The organism is Streptomyces sp. NPDC001027 (assembly GCF_040299045.1).
GTDB lineage: Bacteria > Actinomycetota > Actinomycetes > Streptomycetales > Streptomycetaceae > Streptomyces.
In genome coordinates this window covers 40,467-62,337 of the sequence record NZ_JBEPBI010000025.1, presented here as the reverse complement: position 1 = coordinate 62,337, position 21,871 = coordinate 40,467, and the positions used below count along the sequence as shown (strand labels likewise).

Annotated in this window: 20 protein-coding genes; 13 read left to right on the top strand and 7 right to left on the bottom strand. The window is 73.9% G+C overall.

The window, feature by feature from the left end; all coding sequences use genetic code 11:
- Positions 1 to 124: 124 nt before the first annotated feature.
- Entirely contained in the window at positions 125 to 331 is a 207-nt protein-coding gene (locus ABT300_RS10745) for a hypothetical protein (protein ID WP_351673925.1), read from the bottom strand.
- 105 nt (positions 332 to 436) lie between these two features.
- Positions 437 to 1,081 carry a PhzF family phenazine biosynthesis protein gene (locus ABT300_RS10740; protein WP_351673924.1) on the bottom strand — a complete coding sequence of 215 codons (645 nt, stop codon included), beginning with the start codon at positions 1,079 to 1,081 and terminating at the stop codon, positions 437 to 439.
- A gap of 257 nt (positions 1,082 to 1,338) precedes the next feature.
- On the opposite strand from ABT300_RS10740, the gene efeO reads away from it, so the two are divergent.
- The 4 genes from efeO to ABT300_RS10720 are packed head-to-tail and all read left to right on the top strand — an operon-like array spanning position 1,339 to position 5,618.
- A complete protein-coding gene (gene efeO / locus ABT300_RS10735; RefSeq protein ID WP_351673923.1) occupies positions 1,339 to 2,478 on the top strand; it encodes an iron uptake system protein EfeO in 1,140 nt (379 codons plus the stop codon).
- 26 nt (positions 2,479 to 2,504) lie between these two features.
- Complete coding sequence (gene efeB, locus ABT300_RS10730) at positions 2,505 to 3,758, top strand: iron uptake transporter deferrochelatase/peroxidase subunit (protein WP_351673921.1); 1,254 nt, start codon at positions 2,505 to 2,507, stop codon at positions 3,756 to 3,758.
- A 2-nt stretch (positions 3,759 to 3,760) separates the two neighbouring features.
- The gene (gene efeU, locus ABT300_RS10725) at positions 3,761 to 4,657 is read left to right on the top strand and encodes an iron uptake transporter permease EfeU (RefSeq protein ID WP_351673920.1); all 897 of its coding nucleotides are present in this window, start codon (positions 3,761 to 3,763) and stop codon (positions 4,655 to 4,657) included.
- Positions 4,593 to 5,618, top strand: a complete 1,026-nt coding sequence (locus ABT300_RS10720; protein WP_351673918.1) for an SCO2278 family lipoprotein — start codon at positions 4,593 to 4,595, stop codon at positions 5,616 to 5,618. The genes efeU and ABT300_RS10720 overlap by 65 nt, the downstream gene beginning before the upstream one ends.
- 67 nt (positions 5,619 to 5,685) lie before the next feature.
- On the opposite strand, the gene ABT300_RS10715 is transcribed toward ABT300_RS10720, so the two are convergent.
- From ABT300_RS10715 to ABT300_RS10705, 3 genes are all read right to left on the bottom strand, one after another.
- Complete coding sequence (locus ABT300_RS10715; RefSeq protein ID WP_351673916.1) at positions 5,686 to 6,423, bottom strand: bifunctional DNA primase/polymerase; 738 nt, start codon at positions 6,421 to 6,423, stop codon at positions 5,686 to 5,688.
- A gap of 139 nt (positions 6,424 to 6,562) precedes the next feature.
- Entirely contained in the window at positions 6,563 to 7,195 is a 633-nt protein-coding gene (locus tag ABT300_RS10710; RefSeq protein ID WP_351673915.1) for a TetR/AcrR family transcriptional regulator, read from the bottom strand.
- 245 nt (positions 7,196 to 7,440) lie between these two features.
- On the bottom strand, positions 7,441 to 8,442 hold the full coding sequence (locus ABT300_RS10705) for a Gfo/Idh/MocA family protein (protein WP_351673913.1): 1,002 nt from the start codon (positions 8,440 to 8,442) through the stop codon (positions 7,441 to 7,443).
- Positions 8,443 to 8,529: 87 nt separating this feature from the next.
- On the opposite strand from ABT300_RS10705, the gene ABT300_RS10700 reads away from it, so the two are divergent.
- From ABT300_RS10700 to ABT300_RS10685, 4 genes are all read left to right on the top strand, one after another.
- Positions 8,530 to 9,804 carry a multidrug effflux MFS transporter gene (locus tag ABT300_RS10700; protein ID WP_351673911.1) on the top strand — a complete coding sequence of 425 codons (1,275 nt, stop codon included), beginning with the start codon at positions 8,530 to 8,532 and terminating at the stop codon, positions 9,802 to 9,804.
- Positions 9,765 to 10,925, top strand: coding sequence for a serine hydrolase domain-containing protein (locus ABT300_RS10695; protein WP_351673909.1), 1,161 nt, complete (start codon positions 9,765 to 9,767; stop codon positions 10,923 to 10,925). The genes ABT300_RS10700 and ABT300_RS10695 overlap by 40 nt, the downstream gene beginning before the upstream one ends.
- 195 nt (positions 10,926 to 11,120) lie before the next feature.
- A complete protein-coding gene (locus ABT300_RS10690) occupies positions 11,121 to 12,110 on the top strand; it encodes a small ribosomal subunit Rsm22 family protein (protein WP_351673908.1) in 990 nt (329 codons plus the stop codon).
- 35 nt (positions 12,111 to 12,145) lie between these two features.
- Positions 12,146 to 12,904 (top strand): SDR family oxidoreductase, encoded by a 759-nt coding sequence (locus tag ABT300_RS10685; RefSeq protein ID WP_351673907.1) that lies wholly within the window; start codon positions 12,146 to 12,148, stop codon positions 12,902 to 12,904.
- A gap of 360 nt (positions 12,905 to 13,264) precedes the next feature.
- On the opposite strand, the gene ABT300_RS10680 is transcribed toward ABT300_RS10685, so the two are convergent.
- On the bottom strand, positions 13,265 to 14,395 hold the full coding sequence (locus tag ABT300_RS10680) for a D-alanyl-D-alanine carboxypeptidase family protein (protein WP_351673930.1): 1,131 nt from the start codon (positions 14,393 to 14,395) through the stop codon (positions 13,265 to 13,267).
- Between the two features lie 182 nt (positions 14,396 to 14,577).
- Positions 14,578 to 14,904 (bottom strand): nuclear transport factor 2 family protein, encoded by a 327-nt coding sequence (locus ABT300_RS10675; RefSeq protein ID WP_351673906.1) that lies wholly within the window; start codon positions 14,902 to 14,904, stop codon positions 14,578 to 14,580.
- 141 nt (positions 14,905 to 15,045) lie between these two features.
- Here ABT300_RS10675 and ABT300_RS10670 point away from each other — a divergent pair, with 141 nt between their 5' ends.
- From ABT300_RS10670 to ABT300_RS10650, 5 genes are all read left to right on the top strand, one after another.
- Positions 15,046 to 15,591 (top strand): DoxX family membrane protein, encoded by a 546-nt coding sequence (locus ABT300_RS10670; RefSeq protein ID WP_328434982.1) that lies wholly within the window; start codon positions 15,046 to 15,048, stop codon positions 15,589 to 15,591.
- Between the two features lie 262 nt (positions 15,592 to 15,853).
- Positions 15,854 to 16,144, top strand: coding sequence for a MazG-like family protein (locus ABT300_RS10665; protein WP_351673929.1), 291 nt, complete (start codon positions 15,854 to 15,856; stop codon positions 16,142 to 16,144).
- 161 nt (positions 16,145 to 16,305) lie between these two features.
- A complete protein-coding gene (locus ABT300_RS10660; protein WP_351673905.1) occupies positions 16,306 to 17,160 on the top strand; it encodes a hypothetical protein in 855 nt (284 codons plus the stop codon).
- The gene (locus tag ABT300_RS10655; protein WP_351673904.1) at positions 17,160 to 19,658 is read left to right on the top strand and encodes a protein kinase domain-containing protein; all 2,499 of its coding nucleotides are present in this window, start codon (positions 17,160 to 17,162) and stop codon (positions 19,656 to 19,658) included. The genes ABT300_RS10660 and ABT300_RS10655 overlap by 1 nt, the downstream gene beginning before the upstream one ends.
- A complete protein-coding gene (locus tag ABT300_RS10650; protein ID WP_351673903.1) occupies positions 19,658 to 21,868 on the top strand; it encodes a bifunctional serine/threonine-protein kinase/ABC transporter substrate-binding protein in 2,211 nt (736 codons plus the stop codon). Before ABT300_RS10655 ends, ABT300_RS10650 begins: the two co-directional genes overlap by 1 nt.
- The last annotated feature ends 3 nt before the right edge of the window (positions 21,869 to 21,871 follow it).

Below are 21,871 nucleotides of genomic sequence, written 5' to 3'. Positions count from 1 at the left end.
GGGTGGGGCGGTTGTTGGGGTGGCGGGTGGTGGCGTGGGGGGTGGGGGGGGGGCGCGGGGGCCCGGTGTGCTCGCTCGGGGTGGGCCCCCGTCGCCGCGCCCGGCGTGGGCGCCCGGCGTGGGGTCAGAAACGGTCGCAGTGCTTGCCGGCCCAGAAGATGTCGGCCGAGACCGTGTCGACCGCGCCGATGTACGGGCTGCAGACGCCCTTGTCCCCGCCGAAGTGGTGGTGGTGCTCGCGGGGACCCTCGTCGGCGGTGGCGGCCGTCGCGCCGGCGGCGGCGAGGGCGAGGCCGAGGACGGTGGCGGCGAGGACTGAACGGATGCGCATGGTGTTCCTCTCACGGAGCTGAGCGATCACGCCCAGTGGTCCCCGTTCGCCTCCGCGCGCACACGCCACACCACCCGTACGGACGCCCACGCCCAGCCGGAGGGCTCAACGTTCGAGGAACACCCGCCCGCCGATCTCCACCCAGCCGTACGGCTGGGGGGCCGTGAGGATCTGGGAGCCGGCGCCCTGGGTGATGTTCAGGGCCCGGCCGAGGCGCTCGGTGAGCAGCAGCGCCGCGGCGCCCGTCGCCTCGTCCTCCTCGACGCCGTCGTCGCGGCCGGGGAAGCCGCGGGCGCGGATCCGGCCCGCGGGCTCGTCCTCCCAGGCCCATGCGTAGATCCACTCGCCCTTCGGCGGCACGGGCAGGTCGTCGACCTCGGCGGCGGTGGCGTACTGACGCAGGGTGCGCGGCGGGGCCCATTCGGCGCGGGCCTCGATCCAGGTGAACTCCCCGTCGAGCCGGGTGCCGACGACCCCGGCGGGCGTGACGAGCTCGGGCACGTCGAGCAGCCAGCCGACGCCGACGCACGGGTGGCCCGCGAACGGCAGCCGCGTGGTGGGCGTGTAGATGTCGATGACGCCGCGCTCGGGGTCGTCGACGAACACGGTCTCGCTGAAGCCGAGTTTGGCCGCGAGCTCCTGCCGGTCCTCGCGCTCGGGCAGCACCGAGCCCTCGCGCACCACGCCCAGTTCGTTGCCGTAGCCGCCGTTCGGCGCGCAGAAGACGCGGAGCACGTCGTAATCAGTCACCGGGGAATTGAAGCACTGCCGGCGGTCGCGCACGGCGATCTCGTTGGTCTCGAAAACGGAATCTTTGAATTTTCTTTGACTCGTTCTTGACGTCCGTTTTGGCACTCCGTGATCACCTCGTGCTCTTACAGCGTCTATGAGAGCTGAATCACGGCCCGGACGGGTATTACGCAGGTAAGCCTTGGATAAGTTAGGCGAGCCTCACCAATCCGTGTGAGCCCTGTCACGTGATTTTTCAGCCACCGCTGGGAGCCCGAATGCGAGCCGCCAGACTCTCCGTCGTCACCGCCGTCGCCATGGTGACGGCCCTGACCGCCGTCACGGCCTGCACCTCGAAAAGCGGGGACGAGGACGGCGAGCGGGTCATCGCGGTGACCGCCACCGACTCCAAGTGCGAGACCTCCAAGAAGGAGATCTCCGCGGGCCACGTCGAGCTCGCCATCGAGAACAAGGGCTCCAAGGTCACCGAGGTCTACATCCTCTTCCCGGACGACAGGGTCGTCAGCGAGCGCGAGAACATCGGCCCGGGCACCAAGCAGCGGGTCACCGCCGAGGTGAAGGCCGGCACGTACGAGATCGCGTGCAAGCCGGGCATGAAGGGCGACGGCATCCGCCAGGACCTCAAGGTCACCGGCGGCACGGCGGCCAAGCGCGACCCCCGTCTGGACAAGGCCGTGGCCGCCTACCGCTCCTACGCGCAGGCCCAGGCCGACGAGACCCTGCCCAAGGTCGCGACCTTCGTCGCGGCGGTCAAGGCCGGCGACCTCGAGGCCGCGAAGAAGGCCTACGCGCCCTCCCGCATCGGCTGGGAGCGCACCGAGCCGGTCGCGGAGTCCTTCGGCGACATCGACCCGAAGGTCGACGTCCGCGCCGACGGCCTGGAGGCCGGCCAGAAGTGGACCGGCTGGCACCGGCTGGAGAAGGCCCTCTGGCAGGACAAGAAGATCGGCGCCGAGGAGAAGACCCTCGCCGACCAGCTCGTGACCGACCTGACCGACTGGCAGAAGCGGGTCGGCAAGGCCGAGATCACCCCGACCTCCATGGCCAACGGCGCCAAGGAGCTCCTCGACGAGGTCGCCACCGGCAAGGTCACCGGCGAGGAGGAGCGCTACTCGCACACCGACCTCGTCGACTTCAAGGCCAACGTCGAGGGCGCGCAGAAGTCGTACGAGCTGCTGAAGCCGGTCGCCCAGGAGAACGACCCGGCCCTGGTCACCGAGCTGGACAAGCAGTTCGCCGCGCTGAACGCGCTGCTGGACGCCTACCGGCCGAACGCCACGTCCTACGAGTTCACCTCGTACGACAAGGTCGGCGCCGCCGACCGCAAGAAGCTGTCGGACGGGGTCAACGCGCTCGCGGAGCCCCTGTCCAAGCTCGCCGCCGCCGTCGCCAAGTAACCGAACAGCATCCGAGGGGCCAGGACATGACGGAGTCGGACACCCAGGGCGCCAGCCCGTCGCGACGGTCGCTGATCAGCTGGGGCGGGGCCGGGCTCGCGCTCGGCGCCGCCGCGGCGGGCGGAGCGGTCGCGATGACCCGCACAGGCAACGACGTCGAACCGGTCGCCGCCGACGCGGGCGCCGCGGTCGACTTCCACGGCGCGTACCAGGCGGGCATCGCCACGCCCGTGCAGGACCGCCTGCACTTCGCCGCGTTCGACGTGACGACCACGGACCGCGCCGAGTTCGTCCAGCTGCTGAAGGACTGGACCGAGGCGGCCCGCCGGATGACGGCCGGGAAGGCGGTCGGCGAGGGCGCGTTCGGCGGCCTTCCCGAGGCCCCGCCGGACGACACCGGCGAGGCGCTGGGCCTCAAGCCGTCCCGGCTGACCCTGACCGTCGGCTTCGGACCGTCCCTGTTCACGAAGTTCGACCTCGCCGCCCGGCGGCCGGACGCACTCGTCGACCTGCCCGCCTTCGCCGGGGACGCCCTCGACGCGGCCCGCAGCAACGGCGACCTGTGCGTGCAGGCCTGCGCGGACGATCCGCAGGTCGCCGTCCACGCGATCCGCAACCTGGCCCGGATCGGCATGGGCAAGGTCGTCATCCGCTGGTCGCAGCTCGGCTTCGGCAAGACCTCCTCCACCACGCCCGACGCGCAGACCCCGCGCAACCTGATGGGCTTCAAGGACGGCACCCGCAACATCGCGGGCACCGAGACCGACCGGCTGAAGAAGTTCGTGTGGGTCGGCGAGAAGGACGGTCCCGACTGGATGACGGGCGGCTCCTACCTCGTCGCCCGGCGCATCCGGATGCACATCGAGACCTGGGACCGCACCTCGCTGCAGGAGCAGGAGGACATCTTCGGCCGTGACAAGGGCGAAGGCGCCCCGGTGGGCAAGGCGAAGGAGCACGACGAGCCGTTCCTGAAGGCGATGAAGCCCGACGCGCATGTCCGGCTCGCGCACCCCGACTCCAACCAGGGGTCGACGATCCTGCGCCGCGGCTACTCCTTCACCGACGGCACCGACGGTCTGGGCCGGCTGGAGGCGGGGCTCTTCTTCCTCGCCTACATGCGCGACGTGAGCAACGGATTCATCCGCATCCAGCGCCACCTGGCGACCGACGCGCTCAACGAGTACATCCAGCACGTGGGTTCGGCCGTCTTCGCCGTCCCGCCGGGCGTCCGCGACAAGGACGACTGGTGGGGCCGGACGTTGTTCTCCAAGGAGGCGTAGCCGTGTTCTCCAACTACCTGATCGGACTGCGCGAAGGCCTCGAGGCCAGCCTCGTCGTCTGCATCCTCATCGCCTACCTGGTCAAGACCGACCGCCGGGACGCCCTGAAGCCGGTGTGGGCAGGCATCGCCGTCGCGGTGCTCATCGCCATGGCCTTCGGCAGCGTCCTCGAATTCGGCTCGCAGGAGCTGACGTTCGAGGCGCAGGAGGCGCTCGGCGGCTCGCTGTCGATCGTCGCGGTCGGTCTGGTGACGTGGATGGTGTTCTGGATGCGGCGCACCGCCCGGCACCTGAAGGCGGAGCTGCACGGCAAGCTGGACGCGGCCCTCGCCATGGGCACCGGCGCGCTGGTCGCCACCGCGTTCCTCGCGGTGGGCCGGGAGGGCCTGGAGACCGCCCTGTTCGTGTGGGCGTCGGTGCACGCGGCCGGCGACGGCACCCCGCGCCCGCTGATCGGCGTGGCGCTGGGCCTCGCGACGGCCGTCCTGCTCGGCTGGCTGTTCTACCGCGGAGCGCTGCGGATCAACCTGGCGAAGTTCTTCACCTGGACGGGCGGCATGCTCGTCGTGGTGGCCGCCGGCGTGCTCGCCTACGGCGTCCACGACCTCCAGGAGGCCGACTGGATCCCGGGTCTGACGGACAAGGCCTTCGACGTCAGCGACACGATCCCGCCCGACAGCTGGTACGGGACGCTGCTGAAGGGCGTGTTCAACTTCCAGCCCGATCCGACGGTCGTCCAGGTCACGGTGTGGCTGCTCTACCTGATCCCGACGCTCGCGCTGTTCCTCGCCCCGGTAGGGTTCGCCTCCGGGAAGGGGAAGGTGAAGTCACCTGATGAGCAGGGAACGCAGCCTCACGACGCTCGGGGCTCCCGGCAGGCGCAGGCCCCGAAGACGTGACCGGTTCGCACTGACCGCGGCCTCGCTCACCGCCGTCTCGCTCCTGGCGAGCGGCTGCGTCGTGGTCCACGGGGAGCGCGAGGTGCTCCCCGGCGCCACGGCGAAGGAGGCCGCGCAGGCGGTCGACCGGTTCACGTCCGCGTACAACAAGGCGGACGCGGCGTACGACGCCTCCCTGGACGCCGCGTACACCGCCGGCGCCCTGCGGGCCATCGACGCGGCGCGTCTGAAGGCGGGACGCGTCAACAACCCGAACGGCAACCCCGAGCACAAGCCGCTGGTGCTGTCGGACGTGTCGTACACGATCCCCGAGAAGGCCGGCTGGCCGCGCTGGTTCGTCGCCGACGCCAAGGGCAACAAGGGCGGCGACGCGCGCTGGCTGCTGGTGTTCACCCGCGACGCGCTGTCCCAGCCGTGGCAGGCGACCTACCTGACGCTGGTGGCGCCGGGCTCGCTGCCGACGTTCGCGAAGGACGAGGACGGCTGGGCGCAGGCGGTGCCCGCCGACACCTCACGGCTGGCGCTCGCGCCCGGGGACCTGAGCCAGGACTACTCCGCGTACCTGCAGAGCGGCGGCGGCCCCTTCGCGGACGGCGCGTACACCAGCGCGCTGCGCGCCACCCGCACGAAGAACGCCAGCCGGCCGGGGCTCGCGACGCAGTACATCGACGAGCAGCTCACCGAGGGCGACTACGCGCCGCTGGCGCTGCGCACCACGGACGGCGGGGCGCTGGTGTTCTTCACCACGCACCACTACGTGAAGCAGACGGCCGCTGCGGGCGCCGCGGTGCCCACACCGAACCAGAGCGTGCGGGCGCTGACGACGGGTGAGATCAAGCAGTCGCTGACGATGGAGTTCGTCGCCAACGAGGTCGCCCTGGCCCCCGCGAAGGGCTCCGCCGGGGGGAAGGTGTCGCTGCTCAGCCGACTCGAGGGGCTCACTGCGGCGAAGGGCGAGTGACGCGCCGCCGCACGGCGCGGACGGGTGGCGGGACGGGCTCGGCGACGGGTCCGGACGCCCCGGGCGCTCAGCGGTGCAGGGGCCAGGCGCCGGCGCTGTGGTCCGGCGCCTCTTCGGCGTGACGGGCGCACGCGTCGGTGAGGCTCTCCAGGAGCGTCAGCGGGTCGGGCAGCGGGTGCTCGGGGCCGCGCAGCCAGTGCACGCTCCGTCCGTCGTCGCCGGGCAGCCGGGCGGGCGGCACGAGCACGTAGGAGCCCCGGCAGTGCCAGCGCAGGCCGGGGTGCTCGTCCATGGTCTCGGGGCGGCAGTCCAGCTCGCAGGGCCACCACTCGTCCTCGTCCTCGGGGGTGCCGCGGGTGAGGGTGAAGAAGAGCAGCCGCCCGTCGTCGCTGACGGCGACCGGGCCGACCTCGACGCCGGCGTCCAGCAGCCGCTCGAGGGCCGCCCGCCCCGCGTCCAGGGGCACGTCGAGGACGTCGTGCGTGATGCCGGTGGCGGTGATGAAGTTGGCCTGCGGCTGATGGCGGGCCCAGCGCTCGATCTGCGCGCGGTCGGTGGTGGACTGCGTCTGCCAGGCGAACGACACCGGGTGCCGGCCAGGGGTCGGACAGCCGACCCGGTCGCAGGAACAGCCGTAGCCGGGGGCCGGATGCGCGGCGGGCGCGAGCGGCAGACCCGCTCCGGCGGCGGCCAGCAGCAGGTCCTCACGGCCGTCTTCGCCTGCGATCTCCGTCGGGCCGCTGGTGCGCAGCCACTCCGACATCCTGCCCCACAGGCCGGTCCGGCCGCCGAACTCCGCGCTCATCTGTCCCCTCGCCTCGCCGTGGTGCGGACAGCATGCCTCATGGTCCCACCATCCTGCGCATCGGGGGGCCGGAGCCGTGAATCGGGGCAGGTGGTGCAGGTGGTACGGGTGGGGCCAGAGTGACCCATGCGGTGCTCGGTCACCGCGGGGCGAGCCCGTGCAGGGCGTAGTCGACGAGGGCGTCGGTGTACTCGTAGGAGATCGGGCCGGTGTACTGCAGCCAGCGCTGGGCGAGCGGCGAGACGAAGAACTCCAGGGCGATGCGCAGGTCGACGTCGGCACGGACCTGACCGGCCTCCTGGGCGGCGCGCAGCCGGTCCGCGTAGAGCCGCAGGGACGGCTCCAGGAGCTTCTCGGTGAACTCGCGGCCGACCTGCTCGTCGACCACGCCCTCGGCGGCCAGGGCCCGGGAGGGCGCCTCGAACCTGGGGTCCGTGAGCTGGTCGACGGTGGCCCGCAGCACGAACTTGAGGTCGGCTGCGACATCGCCGGTGTCGGGGATGGCGTACGGCTCGTGCTCCGCCGCGCCCGCCTCCCGCGCCGCCTGCTCGCCGAGGTCGAGGAAGGCCTCCAGCAGGACGTCGGCCTTCGATCCCCACCAGCGGTAGATGGTCTGCTTGCCGACGCCGGCCCGGGCGGCGATGCCCTCGATGGTGGTCTTCGGATAGCCGACCTCCGCGACGAGGGCGAGGGCGGCTTCGTAGATCGCGCGCCGTGACCGTTCGCTGCGGCGGGCGGTGTCGGGGGCCGGCTTTCCGGGCTGGGTGACCATGCCCCGACGGTACCAAGCGAGTGAGACGCTCCGTCTCGGTAACCACAGCCCACCGGGACGGGGCGGGGCGGGGCGGGACCGTCCCGGCGGGGGGCGGCTCGGCGGGCGCGATCAGCTCGGGGGCCCGGTCGGCTCAGCCGGGCACAGTCGGCTCGGCCGGGCTTGGCCGTCCCCGCCGGGCACAGTCGGCTCGGCCGGGTGGGGTCGTCCCCGCCGGGGGCGGGCGGGGCGGCCGGGTGGGGGTGTCAGGTGGTTTCGCTGGGGTAGTGGACGCCGATCCGCTCGCGGACCGCGTCCAGGGTCCGCATGACGGCGAGACTGCCGTCGAGCGGGACGAGCGGGGACTCGGTCTCGCCGGCCCGCAGGGCGCGCATGACCTCGCGGGCCTCGTGCCGGAACGTGGTGCGGGGGCCGTCGGCCGGGTCGGCGGCGAACTCCTCGGGGTCGTGCCCGGCGCGGTGCAGGACGATCCGGTCGGGGTGGAAGAAGCCGGCCGGAACGTCGATGCGACCGCGCGAGCCGGTCACCGAGGCGGTGGTGCCGGTGCCGCCGGAGACAGAGCAGTGCAGTGCGGCGAGCGCGCCGGAGTCCCAGGACAGGGCCAGCGCGGTCTGCAGGTCGACGCCCTCGGCGGACAGGACGGCCTGGGCGGCGATGCCCGACGGCTCGCCGAGCAGCAGGTGGGCGAAGGAGACCGGGTAGACGCCGAGGTCGAGGAGGGCGCCGCCGCCCTGGGCGGGGTCACGCAGCCGGTGCGAGGGCGGGAAGGGCCCCTCGAGGCCGAAGTCGGCCTGCACGGTGCGGACGTCGCCGATCGCGCCGTCGTCCACGAGGGCCTTCAGGCGGCGGATGACCGGGTTGCAGTACATCCACATGGCCTCCATGAGGAAGCGGCCGCCCGACCGGGCCAGCCCCACGAGTTCCTCGGCCTCGCGCACGTTCAGCGTGAACGCCTTCTCGCACAGCACGTTGCGCCCCGCCTCCAGGCAGAGTCCGGCGGCGGCCCGGTGGGCGGCGTGCGGGGTGGCGACGTAGACGACGTCGACGTCCTCGTCGGCGGCGAGGGCGCCCCAGTCGCCGTAGGCGCGGGCTATGCCGAACCGGTCCGCGAACGCCTTCGCAGAGGCCTCGGTGCGCGAGGCGACGGCCACGACCTCGGCGTCGGGCAGGTCGATCAGGTCCGCCGTGAACGCGGCGGCGATCCCGCCGGTCGCCAGGATGCCCCACCGCACCGTGTCCGTCGTCATACCGCGCCCCGCCCTCGTGCCGTCCCAGCAGTGTGTTCGAGCTGAGAGCATAGGTGGCCGAGACGTCGGAGAGGGAGGGGCGACCGTATGCCGGAGGGTGGGGCCGTGCACCAGGCGCCGGACACGGCCGTGGCGCCGCCGGCGCGGGAGCGACGCCGGACCGGACTGCTCGTCACACTCGTGCTGGGCGGTCTGACGGCCACTCCCCCGCTGTCGATGGACATGTACCTCCCGGCGCTGCCGGAGGTCACCCGCTCGCTGCACGCCTCCGCGTCGACCGTGCAGCTCACGCTCACGGCGTGCCTCGCCGGCATGGCGCTGGGGCAGTTGGTGGTGGGGCCGATGAGCGACCGGTGGGGGCGCCGGCGTCCCCTGCTCGCCGGGCTCGCGGTGTACGTCGTGGCGACCGTGCTGTGCGCGCTGGCGCCGACGGTGGAGGCGCTGGTCGGGTTCCGGCTGGTGCAGGGCCTCGCGGGCGCGGCCGGGATCGTGATCGCGCGGGCCGTGGTGCGTGATCTGTACGACGGCGTGGCGATGGCCCGCTTCTTCTCCACCCTGATGCTGATCTCCGGGGTCGCCCCGGTGGTGGCGCCGCTGATCGGCGCGCAGATCCTGCGGGGCACGGACTGGCGGGGGGTGTTCGTGCTGCTCGCGGCGGTGGGGCTGGCGCTGGCCGTGCTGGTGTGGACCAGACTGCCGGAGACGCTGCCCGCCGCCGGTCGGCACCAGGGCGGGGTGAGCGAGGCGCTGCGCGCGATGCGCCGGCTCCTGTCCGATCCGCCCTTCGCGGGCTACCTCCTGACGGGCGGTTTCGCCTTCGCCGCGCTGTTCGCGTACATCTCCGCCTCGCCTTTCGTGGTCCAGGAGATCTACGGCGCCTCGCCGCAGACGTTCGGCCTGCTGTTCGGCGCGAACTCGGTCGGGCTGGTGCTGATCGGCCAGCTCAACGGCAAGGTGCTGGTGGGCCGGGTGCGGCTGGACCGGGTGCTGGCCGTCGGGCTGGCGACGGTGACGGCGGCCGCGGCGGCCCTGCTGCTCCTGACGACCGGCGTGTTCGGCGAGGTCGGGCTGGCCCCGGTGGCCGTCGCGCTGTTCGTGCTGATGTCCGCGATGGGCGTCACCCTGCCCAACGCCCAGACGCTCGCCCTGATGCGCGTGCGGCACTCCGCCGGTTCCGCCTCGGCGCTGCTGGGCACGTCGTCCTTCCTCATCGGGGCGATCGCGTCCCCGCTCGTCGGCGTCGCCGGGGAGCGCACCGCCGTCCCGATGGCCGTCGTCCAGTTGACGGCCGTGCTGGTGGCGGCGGCCTGTTTCGTGATGTTGTGCCGTCCCTGGCATGCGGGAACGCAGGAGGAGAGCTGAGCACCCCGAGACTGCGCGTCGGCACCCCGGAGCGGGCCGGCCTCGACCCCGAGGAGACGCGGCTGCTCGTCCGCGACGTCGTGGACGCCATCGCCGGGGACCGCCCGTGGGCGGCGGGCGCCGTGGTGGTCGCCGGGCGCGGCCCGGTGATCGCGGTGCGGGAGGCGACGGGCTGGGCGGTGCGGTACTCGGCGTACGACCCGGCGGCCGACGCGGGCGTGGACCTGCCCGTCGGGGAGCGGGCGCCGATGACCGTGGACACGCCCTTCGACCTGGCGTCCCTCACCAAGCTGTTCACGTCGGTCGCGGCGGTGCAGCAGATCGAGCGCGGCACCCTCGGCATCGACGCGCTCGTGGGCGCCTATCTGCCGGACTTCCGCGGGGCCGCCGAGCACGGCGTCACCGTCCGCCAGCTGCTCACGCACACCTCGGGGCTGCGGCCCGAGCTGCCCCTGTACGACTGCGCCGGCGTCGCGGAGCGGATGGCGATGCTGCGCGCGGAGGCCCCGGCGGCCGTGCCGGGCGAGTACCTGTACTCCGACCTGAACATGCTGCTGCTCCAGCAGCTCCTGGAGCGGCTGACCGGCCGCACGCTCGACGTCCTCGTGCAGGAGGGGATCACCCGTCCGCTGGGGATGACGGCCACCGGGTTCGGCCCCTGCCCCGGCGCTGCGGCCACCGAGGACCAGCGGCGGCCGTGGGCGAAGGCCGACCGGGGGATGCTGCGGGGCGCGGTGCACGACGAGAACGCGTGGGCGCTGGGCGGGGTGGCCGGTCACGCGGGGCTGTTCTCCACCGGCGACGACCTGGCGGTGTTCTGCCGGACGCTGCTGGCGGGCGGCTCGTACGGCACCGCCCGCATCCTCGGCCCCGACTTCGTGGAACTCCTGCTGACGCCGCCGGGGCTGGGGTTCGCGGTGGACCAGCCGTGGTTCATGGGCGAGCTGGCGGGCGACGGCGCGGCCGGCCACACCGGTTTCACGGGGACGTCGCTGGTGCTGGACCCGGCGACGGACACGTTCGTGGTGCTCCTGGCGAACACGGTCCACCCGGTACGCCGCCCACCGGACAACTCACCCCGAGCACTGGCGGGAACGCGCATGGCAATGGCGGTGCGGTAGAGCCCGCCGGCCCCTCCGCCCTCTGGCACGCCGGGACGTGCACTTTCAGCCCACCCGCCCTCTGCCACGCCGGGACGTGCATTTTCAGCCCGTCCGGCGTTTGAGGACGAGGCCCCTTCAGGGCCGAAGCGGGGGCCCGGGGGCGGCAGCCCCCGTGAAGGGCGACACCGACACCGGGTGCCGCATAATCGCCGGGTGAACGTCTCCGCCCCCGCCGCCGAAACCCTCCGCACCGCCCTAGGAGAACTCCTCGACGGGCTGCCGCCCAGGCAGGCCGCGCAGGCCGTCGAGCGGCTCATCGCCAGCTACCGGGGCGCCACGCCCACCGACGCGCCCATCCTGCGCGACCGCGCGGACGTGGCGGCCTACGCCGCGTACCGGATGCCGGCGACCTTCGAAGCGGTGCGCTCCGCGCTGGAGGCGTTCGCGGACGCGGTCCCGGGGTGGACGCCGGGCAGCCATGTGGACGTCGGCGGCGGCACCGGCGCCGCGACGTGGGCGGTGAGCTCCGTCTGGGAGGGCACGCGCCCGGTGACCGTCCTCGACTGGGCGGAGCCCGCCCTCGCGCTCGGCCGTGAGATCGCCGCCGCCAACCCCGCGCTGGCGCAGGCCCGTTGGCAGCGCGCCCGGATCGGCTCGGCGCTCGCCCTGGACCCGGCGGACCTGGTCACCGTCTCCTACGTCCTCAACGAGCTGTCCGCCGCCGACCGCGCCGCCCTCGTGGACGCCGCCGCGTCGGCCGCGCAGGCCGTGGTGATCGTGGAGCCGGGCACCCCCGACGGCTACGCCCGGGTGATCGAAGCCCGGGACCGGCTGATCGCCGCCGGCCTCCGGGTGGCCGCACCCTGTCCGCACAGCGCGGCCTGCCCGATCGTCCCCGGCACGGACTGGTGCCACTTCTCGGCGCGGGTCAGCCGCTCCTCCCTGCACCGCCAGGTCAAGGGCGGCTCACTGCCGTACGAGGACGAGAAGTTCAGCTATGTGGCGGCCGCCCGCGTCCCCGTCTCCCCGGTCCCCTCCCGCGTCGTCCGCCGCCCGCAGATCCGCAAGGGCCAGGTGCTCCTCGACCTGTGCGAGGCCGACGAGCGGCTGACCCGCACGACGGTGACGAAGCGACACGGGGACCTCTACCGGGCGGCCCGTGACGCGGACTGGGGAGACGCCTGGCCGCCGGCTGGCGACTGAGTCCGGGCCGGGCGCCTCCCGTACGCTGCCGGGCCATGGACGTGACGAACACGAGGATCGCGGTGGTGACCGGCGCGGGTTCCGGCGTCGGCCGGGCGGTGGCCGGCGAACTGCTGCGCGCGGGCTGGTCGGTGGCGCTGGCGGGACGGCGCGCCGAAGCGCTGGAGGAGACGGCGGCGCTGACGCCGCAGGGCACGAGTCTCACGGTGCGGACGGACGTCTCGCGCCCGCAGGACGTGACGGACCTCTTCGCCGCGGTGCGCGAGCGGTTCGGGCGGCTGGACCTGCTGTTCAACAACGCGGGCACGTTCGGTCCGGGCGGTGTGCCGTTCGAGGAGCTGCCCTACGACGCCTGGCGGCACGTCGTGGACACCAATCTCCACGGCGCGTTCCTGTGCGCGCAGGCGGCCTACCGGCAGATGAAGGAGCAGCGTCCGCAGGGCGGCCGGATCATCAACAACGGCTCGGTCTCGGCACACGCGCCGCGTCCGCTGTCCGCGCCGTACACGGCGACCAAGCACGCCCTCACCGGTCTGACGAAGTCCCTCTCTCTGGACGGCCGGGCGTACGGCATCGCCGTCGGGCAGATCGACATCGGCAACGCGGCGACGGAGATGACGGCGCGGATGCAGACGGGCGCGTTGCAGGCGAACGGCGAGATCGCGCCGGAGCCGGTGATGGACGTCGCCGACGTGGCCCGCACGGTGCGGCACATGGCGGAACTGCCGCTGGAGGCGAACGTGCAGTTCGCGACGGTGATGGCGACGGCGATGCCCTATGTGGGCCGGGGCTGAGCAGCCTCTGCGCGGACGGACCGAGACGCCCTGTGCGCGAACGGGCCGACACGCCCCGTGAAGGACGGGGCCGACACGCTCGTGCGGACGGGGCCCAGCATCGCCGGACGCCGTCCCACGGATCGTCAACTCCTCAACCCACACAATCGGAATTCCTCAGTCCGCACCATTGCGGCCGGTAGCAGACCTATGCTCAACTCTTCTGCACGGAAACTTCACACTTGGTGCACCCGAGTTCCGCACCGAGGATCGAAGAGCCATCCCGAGGGGGGAGGGCAGCCGTCCCATGGCGCCGGGTGGGGGTGGACCTCGCCGGGACCGCGAGGTGCGCACCGGCGCCGCGGGACGGCTGCCACATCGTCAACTGAGCTGCTCGGCCTGCCGGTTGCGCTTTCTGCGCAGCGCGTACGCCCCGCCCGCCGCGAGCGCCACCGCTCCCCCGGCCCCGCCGAGCATCCCCCAGCCGTCCGGCCCGAGGCCCGCCGACGAGGCCTGCCGCACTCCTGGATGCGGCGGCGCCCCCGCGGCCGGCGCCTTCTTCCCGCCCTCGCTCGTCGCCTCGACCAGCGTTCCCACGGACCGCGCCGAACTCCCCTGCGCGAAACCCCAGTCGAGCAGTGCGGCCGTCTCCTCGTACACGGCGTTGTGCCCGCTCTCGGGACGCAGCACGGTGACGATCAGGGTGCGGCCGGCCCGGGTGGCGGCGCCGGCGAAGGTGTTGCCCGCGTTGCTGGTGAAGCCGTTCTTCACGCCGATCAGACCCGGGTACGGCGTCACCCCCGAGGCGCCCGACAGCAGCCGGTCGGTGTTCTCGATCACGCGGGTCCGCCCGCCGCCGGCCGGGAAGCGGGCGGTCCTGGTGGCGCAGTAGGCGCGGAAGGCGGCGTCGCGCAGACCGTGCCGGGCGAACAGGGCCAGGTCGTAGGCGGAGGACAGCTGGCCCGGGTGGTCGTATCCGTCGGGGCTGACGACGTGGGTGTCCAGCGCCTGGAGGTCGGCTGCCCGGGCCTGCATCTCGGCGACCGTCTTCGCGACCCCGCCGTTCATCCGGGCGAGCACCTGCACGGCGTCGTTGCCCGAGCGCAGGAAGACGCCCAGCCACAGCTCTTCGACGGTGTACGTGACGCCGGCCCGCAGGCCGACGAGGCTGGAGCCGGACGGGACGCCGGCCAGGTCCGCGTCGGTCACGGTGTGCCGCTCGGTGCGCGCGAACCTGTCCAGCAGGGCGTCCGCGAACAGCATCTTCAGCGTGGAGGCGGGCGCGAGGCGCAGGTGCGCGCGGTACGCGGCGAGCACCTCGCCACTGTCGTGGTCGGCGACCAGCCAGGCGCGGGCGGTCAGCTTCCTCGGCGGTGCGGCGGCCCCTGCGCCGGCCTGGACGCCGCCTGCGGCCAGCCGGGCCCCGCCGACCACCGCGCGCGTCGCCGCTGCGGACGGCGCGGCACGCAGCGGTGCGGCGGCGAGGGGCGCGCCGGCCACGGCCGCCAGCAGGGAGCGCCGGGACAGCGGGGCCGCCGAAGGCGCCGACGAGGGGGACGGCCGGTGCGAAACCCGTTGAGATGTCGGCTGCGGGGGCTGATGCGGGGAGGGGCCCGAGAGTGCGTGCACTGCGGGACCGTACACGCATCCTCCGTCCCCCACGCACCCTGCGTCCCCCACACCTCCTGTGCCTGCTACGCCTGACCGGTCTCGAAGCGGGAGATGCGGCCGTCGTCCGCGACGACGAAGCTCCACCGGGTGCGCATCTCGCCCCACGTGTCGTTGCGGTAGTCGGCGACGAGAGCGCGGCCGCCGTCCGACTCCCTGGTGACGTCCAGGTGCCCGTGGGAGGAGAAGATCTCCCGGTCGGCCCACTCGACGAGGTCGCGGTCGGAGCCGTCGTCCGCCATGGTCGCGTCGGGCGTGAGGAGGCGGCGGAAGGCCTCCTCGTCATGGGCGTTGACGGCGGCGACGAAGGCCCGGACCGCCGGGTCGCTGAGTCTGTCGATCTGGATCGCCATACCGGCCACATTCACACCGCGCTCCCGTGCCCGCCACCCGAACGGCGTGCAGGACGGGCCGGACGGGTGTGGGAGGTGCGACGGTGGAAACGCGTGGGGGTGTTCCTGTCGTCGTTCCCGCTTCCCCCTCAGGGAGTCACCGTGACCTGTTACGACCGACGTGATCTCGGCCTGCTGCTGCTCCGGCTGGGCACCGGCGGAGTGCTGGCGGCGCACGGCGCGCAGAAGCTGTTCGGCTGGTTCGGCGGGCACGGCCTGGAAGGGACCGGCCAGTTCATGGAGTCCGTCGGCTACGCGCCCGGCAAGGCGAGCGCCACCGCCGCGGGCCTGGCGGAGGCCGGCGGCGGCACGCTGCTCGCGCTGGGCCTCGCCACCCCGGCGGCCGGCGCGGCGGCCGCGGGCGCGATGGCCGGCGCGTCCGCCGTCCACACGCCCAACGGCTTCTTCGCGGCGAGCGGCGGCTACGAGCACGCCGCCTCCCTGGGCCTGGCCGCCGCGGGCCTCGCCGTCGCCGGCCCCGGCCGGCTCTCCCTCGACCACGCCCTCGGGCACACCGTGGACCGCAGCTGGATGGTCCCGGCGGCCCTCGGCGTGACGGCGGCGGTCACCGCGGTGGTCGTGGGCCTGCGCAACCAGCGGCTGCGCAAGCGGGAGGAGGGCGAGCAGGAGGCGCTGTTCGAGGACTAGCAACCCGCGGGGTCCGGCGCAGGTGACGGCCACGGCGACGGCCGCCGCCTGAGAGGCTGCGCCCATGAGCACCGAGCCGCCGCCCCACGCCCACCCTCGGCCCGAGCCCCACGCCCAATCCGGGCCTGAGTCACACGCCCACCCCGAGCCCGCGCCTCACGCCCATCCCGCGCCCCACCCCGGGCGAGAGGCCGCCTCCCCGTCCGCGCGGACCGGCGAGACGGCCGAGCTCTGGGCCACCGTCGACGCCCTCCGTGCCTGGCTGGACGCCGGGCGCGTGCACGACGGCCTCGACGGACTGCTGCTGCGCGTGCTGAAGCTGTCGGAGGAGGTCGGAGAAGTCGCCCAGGCGGTCATCGGCGCGACCGGGCAGAACCCGCGCAAGGGCGTCACCCACACCTGGGACGACGTCCAGAGCGAGCTGTGCGACGTGATCATCACGGCCCTGGTCGCCCTGCGCACCCTGACGCCGGACGCGCCGGCGGTGTTCGCGGCGCATCTGGCGCGGGTGGCGGAGCGCTCCCTCGGCGACGCCGACGACCCGCCGGCATGACCCGCACGGCCGTCCCGCCCCCGACGGCCGCCCGCCCGCCGTCCCGGACGAGCGACCGGGGCGAAGGCCGAACTCCGTTCACGGAACCGCCCGCCCGCGTATCGCGTACCTCTGTACGATCACCGCACGCGAAGCGGGGGCGCTGAGGCGGAGGGGCGGGCATGGACGACAACACAGGCAGACGCAGGTCGACTTGGCTGAGAGCCACGGCGTCGGCGGCCGCGGCGGCGGCGTTGCTCGCCGGCTGCGGCGCGGGGGACGACAAGGCGGCCGAGCCGGGCTCCTCGGCGTCCGCCGGGTCCGCGACGCCGACCGCGTCCGGCTCGCCCTCGCCCACCTCGTCCGTCTCCTCGACGGGCGGTGGCACGGCCACGCCGACCCCCTTCGAGACGGACCCCGCCGCAGTGCCCCGGACGGCGCGTCAGGCCGAGGCGCTGGTGCAGACGGTGACGTTGCAGCCGTCGGCCTGGGGCTCGAACTTCCGGGCCCAGCAGCCCGCCGCGAGCACCCCCGGCACCGTCGCCGTGCTCGACGCACAGTGCCGCTGGCAGCGTCGGCCCCTCCCCAAGACCGTTCTGGCCTCGCTGTCCCGTTACAGCGAACTGCCGGCCGCCGGCGGCAGGGGAACGGTCAAGGTGAGCGCGGTGGTCACCGTGCACGCCACGGTCCGCGACGCCGACCAGCAGCTGGCCGCCACCCTGGAGGAACCGCTGCGCTGCCAGGTGCAGCAGGTCCGCACCGACGAGCGGATCACCGGGCTCGCGTCGGCCGCCAGCCCCTTCGGCCAGGGCGGCAACACCTACGCCGACGACCAGGTCGTCGAAATAGGTTCCTATCTCACGGGGACGACGGTGCAGACGTACCGCTGGTACGTCTATCGGCTCAGCACGGTGACCATGGCGGTGTCGGTGATGGGCGCCACGGGATACCGGCCCGACGAGTTGGAGCAGACGGCGTTGCCCGCCCTGCTCAAGATGCTCAACGGCGTGAAGGCCGAGCTCGGAGGGAAGAGCTGATGGAACCGCTGCGTTCTTCCGACCCCGCGCACATCGCGGACCACCGTCTGCTCGGCCGGCTCGGCGCCGGCGGCATGGGCGTGGTGTACCTGGCGCGCACGCCGGGCGGCGCACTGGTCGCGCTGAAGGTGCTGCTCGCCGAGTACGCCGAGGAGCCGGGCTTCAAGGAGCGGTTCCGCCGCGAGGTGGAGGTCGCCCGGCGGGTCGACAGCCCCTGGGCGGTGCCGTTGGTGGACGCCGACGCGGACGCCGACGCGCCCTGGCTGGCGACGGCGTTCGTGCCGGGTCCGTCGCTGGGCGAGGCGGTGGCCGGGTACGGGCCGCTGTCGGAGGCCGGGGTGCGGCTGCTCGGCGCCCGGCTGGCCGAGGCGCTGGGCGAGGTGCACCGGGCCGGGCTGGTCCACCGCGACCTGAAGCCGGGCAACGTGCTGATCGCCCACGACGGGCCCCGTCTCATCGACTTCGGCATCGCCCGCGCCCCGGAGGACACGGCGCTCACCGCGACCGGCCTGGTCGTCGGCACCCCCGGCTATCTCTCGCCCGAGCAGGCCACGGGTCCCGGTGGCGACGACATCGGCCCGGCGAGCGACGTGTTCTCCCTCGGCTGCGTCCTGGCGTTCGCGGCGACCGGCCGTGCGCCGTTCGGCAGCGGTGCGGTGGACGCCCTCCTGTACCGGGCGGCGCACGACCCGGCGGACGTGGACGGGATCCCGGCGGGGCTGCGCGAAGTGGTGGAAACCTGCCTGGAGAAGGACCCGGCCCGGCGTCCGGACGCCGCGGAGCTGGTGCGGCGGTTGACGACCGGGAGCGAGCCGCACGGCGGATCGCCCGGCGGCTCGCGGGACGACTCCGCCGACACCCCACGGAAAGACTCCGCCGACACCCCACGGGAAGACTCCGACGACAGCCCGCAGGACGGCTCCGACGGCGGCGCCGAGACCGACTCCGACAACGTCCCGCAGGGCGGACCTCCCAGTGACCCGCGGATCGCACTGCAGAGGGCGCCGCAGGGAGAGCAGAAGGCCGAGCCGCAGGACGAGCGGGCGTCGGGATGGCTGCCCGAGCCGGTCACCCGGCTGATCGCCGAACGGTCGGCCGCCGCGCTCGCGCTGCCGGACATCGAGCACACCCAGGTCACGGCGTCCGCCCCGGCGCGGTCCGGCCCCGGGTCGGAAGGCGTGCCGGGCTCCGCTGACGACGTGCAGGACACGCCTCCCGGCCAGGTCACCGACGAGACGACGGCCTCGACGCCCGGGCCGCAGGACGCCCGCCCGCCCGGCCGGCGCCGTTTCCTGCTGCTCGCCGGCACAGCGGCGGCGGTCGCTGCGGGCGCCGGCGGCGCCGCGTGGTGGGCGGCGACCCGGGACGACGACGCGAAGAGCAGCTCGCCCGCCGCCGCCCGGCGACCCGTGCACACCCTCGCGCTGCACGGCGACCTCAGCGGCCCGCAGCAGGAGACGGGCCGGGCCCAGGAGCGCGGACTGCGGCTGGCCGTGGCGGAGTTCAACGCGCGCGGCGACGCCCCGTTCACCGTGCAGGTCAGGGCCGTCGACGACAAGGGCGATCCGGCGACCTCGACCCGGCTCGCCGGGGAACTCACGAAGGACCCGTCGGTCCTCGCCGTGGTCGGTCCGACCACCGACGCCACTGCGCAGGCGGCGCTCGCCGAGTACGACGCCGGGCTGGTGCCCGTCGTCGCCCTGTCGCCCGGCAGCATCAGCCTCGTCCTGCAAGGTTTCCGCTCGTTGCTGCTCGGGCGGCTGCCCGACTCCGTGCTCGCCGTGTACATCAGCAACTACCTGCGCGGCACGGGCCGTTCACGCAAGGTCGGACTCGTCGTCGACCGTCCGGCCGGCAACTACGGGACGGACCTCGCCACCTCCCTCAGCACACAGCTCGCCAACGCGCAGCAGCCCGCCGTTCCCGAGGTGGTCAGCGCGATGCGCGACGACTTCGGCAACGTGGTGAACGCGGTGCTCTCGGCGGGCGTCGACTCCGTGTTCTTCGCCGGACTGCCCGACCGGGGCGCGCTGGTCGCCGCGGCCTTGCGGCAACGGTCCTTCCAGGGTGCGCGGGTGTCCGGCCCGGCGCTGCTCGACGCACGGTTCCTGACCGCGGCTCAGCAGTCCGCCGAGGGCTGGGCGATGGTGGCCCCGGTCATCGACGCCACCCGCAAGCCCGAGGCGGCGAAGTTCGCGGCCGCCTACCGCAAGCGTTTCAAGGAGGTTCCGCCCCGGTACGCGGCGGAGTCCTACGACGTGACCGGCATGCTGCTGAAGGCCCTGTCAGGGCTGCCGGCGAAGAGCCGCACACGGGGGAACCTGCTCGCGGCGGTGCAGACGGGTAAGTACCAGGGCATCACCAAGCAGTACGCCTTCGAACAGACCGGCCAGATGGCCAAGACGGGCTTGATGGCCATCGACGGCACCGGCGGCTTCCTCTGGCGGGTCGAGAAGGGTGACTTCGTGTACGCCGGCCCCGCACCGCTCACCGTCTGATGGAGCCGCTGCGCGTCGGCGACCCGTCCCGGCTCGGCCGCTACCGACTGCTGCGGCGGCTGGGCGTCGGCGGCATGGGCGTCGTCTTCCTGGCCCGTGCGCCGGGCGGGGCGATCGCCGCGGTCAAGACGGTGCGTGCCGCGTACGCGCAGGAGCCCGGGTTCCGGGCCCGGTTCCGCCGCGAGGCGCAGGCCGCCCGGCAGGTGCACAGCCCCTGGGTGGTGCCGCTGCTGGACGCCGACGCCGACGCGGAGACGCCGTGGCTGGCGACGTCGTACGTGCCGGGCCCGTCGCTCTCCGAGACGGTGGACGTGTTCGGGCCGCTGTCCGTCGCCTCCGTGCGGGTGCTGGGCATCCGGCTCGCCGAAGCCCTCGAAGCGGTCCACGCGGCAGGGCTCGTGCACCGCGACGTGAAGCCGGGCAACGTGCTGCTGGCCCCGGACGGGCCTCGGCTCATCGACTTCGGCATCGCCCGCGCCCCGGAGGCGACGGCGCTCACGTCGAGCGGCGTCATCGTGGGCTCGCCCGGCTTCCTCTCGCCCGAGCAGGCGCGGGCGCGCGGCGGGGAGATCGGCCCGCCCAGCGACGTGTTCTCGCTGGCGTGCGTGCTCGCGTTCGCCGCGACCGGGGTGCGGCCCTTCGGTGACGGCGGGGCGGCGGGCGTGCTGCTGCGCACGGTCTACGAGGAGCCGGACCCGGCCTCGTTCCCGGACGCGCTGGCGCCCCTGCTGACCCGCTGTCTGCAGAAGGACCCGGCCGCCCGCCCGGCCCTCGCCCGCGTGCGGGCGGAACTCGACGAGGGCGTAGGCCCCGGCCCGGGCGGCACGGCGGGCTGGCTTCCGGAGCCGGTCGCCCGCCTGATCAACGACCGGTCCGCCGCCGTGCTCGCCCTCGACGCCGTCGAGCCGACCCAGGTGTCCGCGCCGGCCGGCGCGGTGTCCCCGGACGCCGCGACGATGACGACCGTCACGGTGTCACCGTCCGCCGCGCCCGGAATCCGCCGTCGCAGCTTCCTGCGCCTCGGATCGACGGCCGGAGTCCTGGCGGCCGGTGGCGGCGGAGCCTGGTGGTGGAGCACCCGCGGCGGTACGCCGACGACGCCGCCGCCCGCGGCGATCCCGCGTCCCGAACTGCTCGTCGCGTTCCAGGGCGACCTGACCGGGCCCGCGAAGGACAGCGGCAACGCCCAGCTCAACGGCGCCCGGCTGGCCGTCGAGCAGGTCAACGCCCAGAGCAGCCGTCCGCTTCGTCTGAAGCTGGTCCCTTACGACGACGGCGGCGACCCGGCCCGGGCCGCGAGCCTGGCCGAACGCCTGGTGAAGGACACCGGCGTCCTCGCGGTGCTGGGGCCCACCAGCGACGCGTGCTTCCTGCGCACCGAGACCGCGTACACCCTGGCGGCCATGCCGGAGGTCACCGTCTCGGTGGACCTCAGTCTGGACGGCAGGGCGATCGGTTTCGACCAGTTCCGTTCCCACGCGCCGCTGCACGTCGAGAGGACGCTCCTCGCCGCCCCCTGCGTCAGGTACCTCAGCAACCACGTCGACGCGCGCAAGGTGTTCCTGGTGGACGACCGTGCGCAGGGCGACACCGCCTGGAAGCTGTGCGACCTGGCTCAGCAGGCGCTGCAGAAGGCCGGCCGGGCGGCCACGCTGACCAGCGTCCCCGCCGGGAGGGTCGACTACAAGGCGCTGGCCGCCTCGGTGATGTCCGCGGGCGCGGACGCGGTCGTGTGCACCGGCGACGCGGCGCGGACCGCGGGACTGGCCTCCGCCCTGAAGGCGGCCCGCTTCACCGGCGCCTGCGTGGCCACGGAACAGGCCTTCGGCCCCGGATTCCTCACCGCCGCGGGCGCCGCCGCGACCGGCTGGGTCTTCGCGACCTCGTTCACCGACCCGACGGTCCGCCCGAAGGCCCGCGCCTTCGCCGCCGCCTACCGCGCCCGGTTCGGCGCCGCCCCCGGCCGGTACGCGGCCGAGGCCTACGACGCCGTGATGTTCCTGGCGGCGGCCTGCGCGAAGGACGGCGCGGCCCTGCGGGAGCGCGGCGCGATCGCCCGCCATCTGCGCGAGGTCGCCTACACCGGCATCACCCGCACCGTCCAGTACCGCAAGGACCACGGCTTCAACGACGACGCGATGTTCCTCTACCAGGTCGCCGACGGCGCGTTCCGCTACCTCGGCCAGTACCAGGAGGCGGCGGTGTCGTGAGCT

Coding starts and splice junctions, on each gene's coding strand:
- ABT300_RS10745 (WP_351673925.1), bottom strand. CDS start 331: ATGCGCATCCGTTCAGTCCTCGCCGCCACCGTCCTCGGCCTCGCCCTC.
- efeO (WP_351673923.1), top strand. CDS start 1,339: ATGCGAGCCGCCAGACTCTCCGTCGTCACCGCCGTCGCCATGGTGACG.
- efeB (WP_351673921.1), top strand. CDS start 2,505: ATGACGGAGTCGGACACCCAGGGCGCCAGCCCGTCGCGACGGTCGCTG.
- ABT300_RS10720 (WP_351673918.1), top strand. CDS start 4,593: ATGAGCAGGGAACGCAGCCTCACGACGCTCGGGGCTCCCGGCAGGCGC.
- ABT300_RS10715 (WP_351673916.1), bottom strand. CDS start 6,423: ATGAGCGCGGAGTTCGGCGGCCGGACCGGCCTGTGGGGCAGGATGTCG.
- ABT300_RS10710 (WP_351673915.1), bottom strand. CDS start 7,195: ATGGTCACCCAGCCCGGAAAGCCGGCCCCCGACACCGCCCGCCGCAGC.
- ABT300_RS10705 (WP_351673913.1), bottom strand. CDS start 8,442: ATGACGACGGACACGGTGCGGTGGGGCATCCTGGCGACCGGCGGGATC.
- ABT300_RS10700 (WP_351673911.1), top strand. CDS start 8,530: ATGCCGGAGGGTGGGGCCGTGCACCAGGCGCCGGACACGGCCGTGGCG.
- ABT300_RS10685 (WP_351673907.1), top strand. CDS start 12,146: ATGGACGTGACGAACACGAGGATCGCGGTGGTGACCGGCGCGGGTTCC.
- ABT300_RS10675 (WP_351673906.1), bottom strand. CDS start 14,904: ATGGCGATCCAGATCGACAGACTCAGCGACCCGGCGGTCCGGGCCTTC.
- ABT300_RS10660 (WP_351673905.1), top strand. CDS start 16,306: ATGGACGACAACACAGGCAGACGCAGGTCGACTTGGCTGAGAGCCACG.
- ABT300_RS10655 (WP_351673904.1), top strand. CDS start 17,160: ATGGAACCGCTGCGTTCTTCCGACCCCGCGCACATCGCGGACCACCGT.
- ABT300_RS10650 (WP_351673903.1), top strand. CDS start 19,658: ATGGAGCCGCTGCGCGTCGGCGACCCGTCCCGGCTCGGCCGCTACCGA.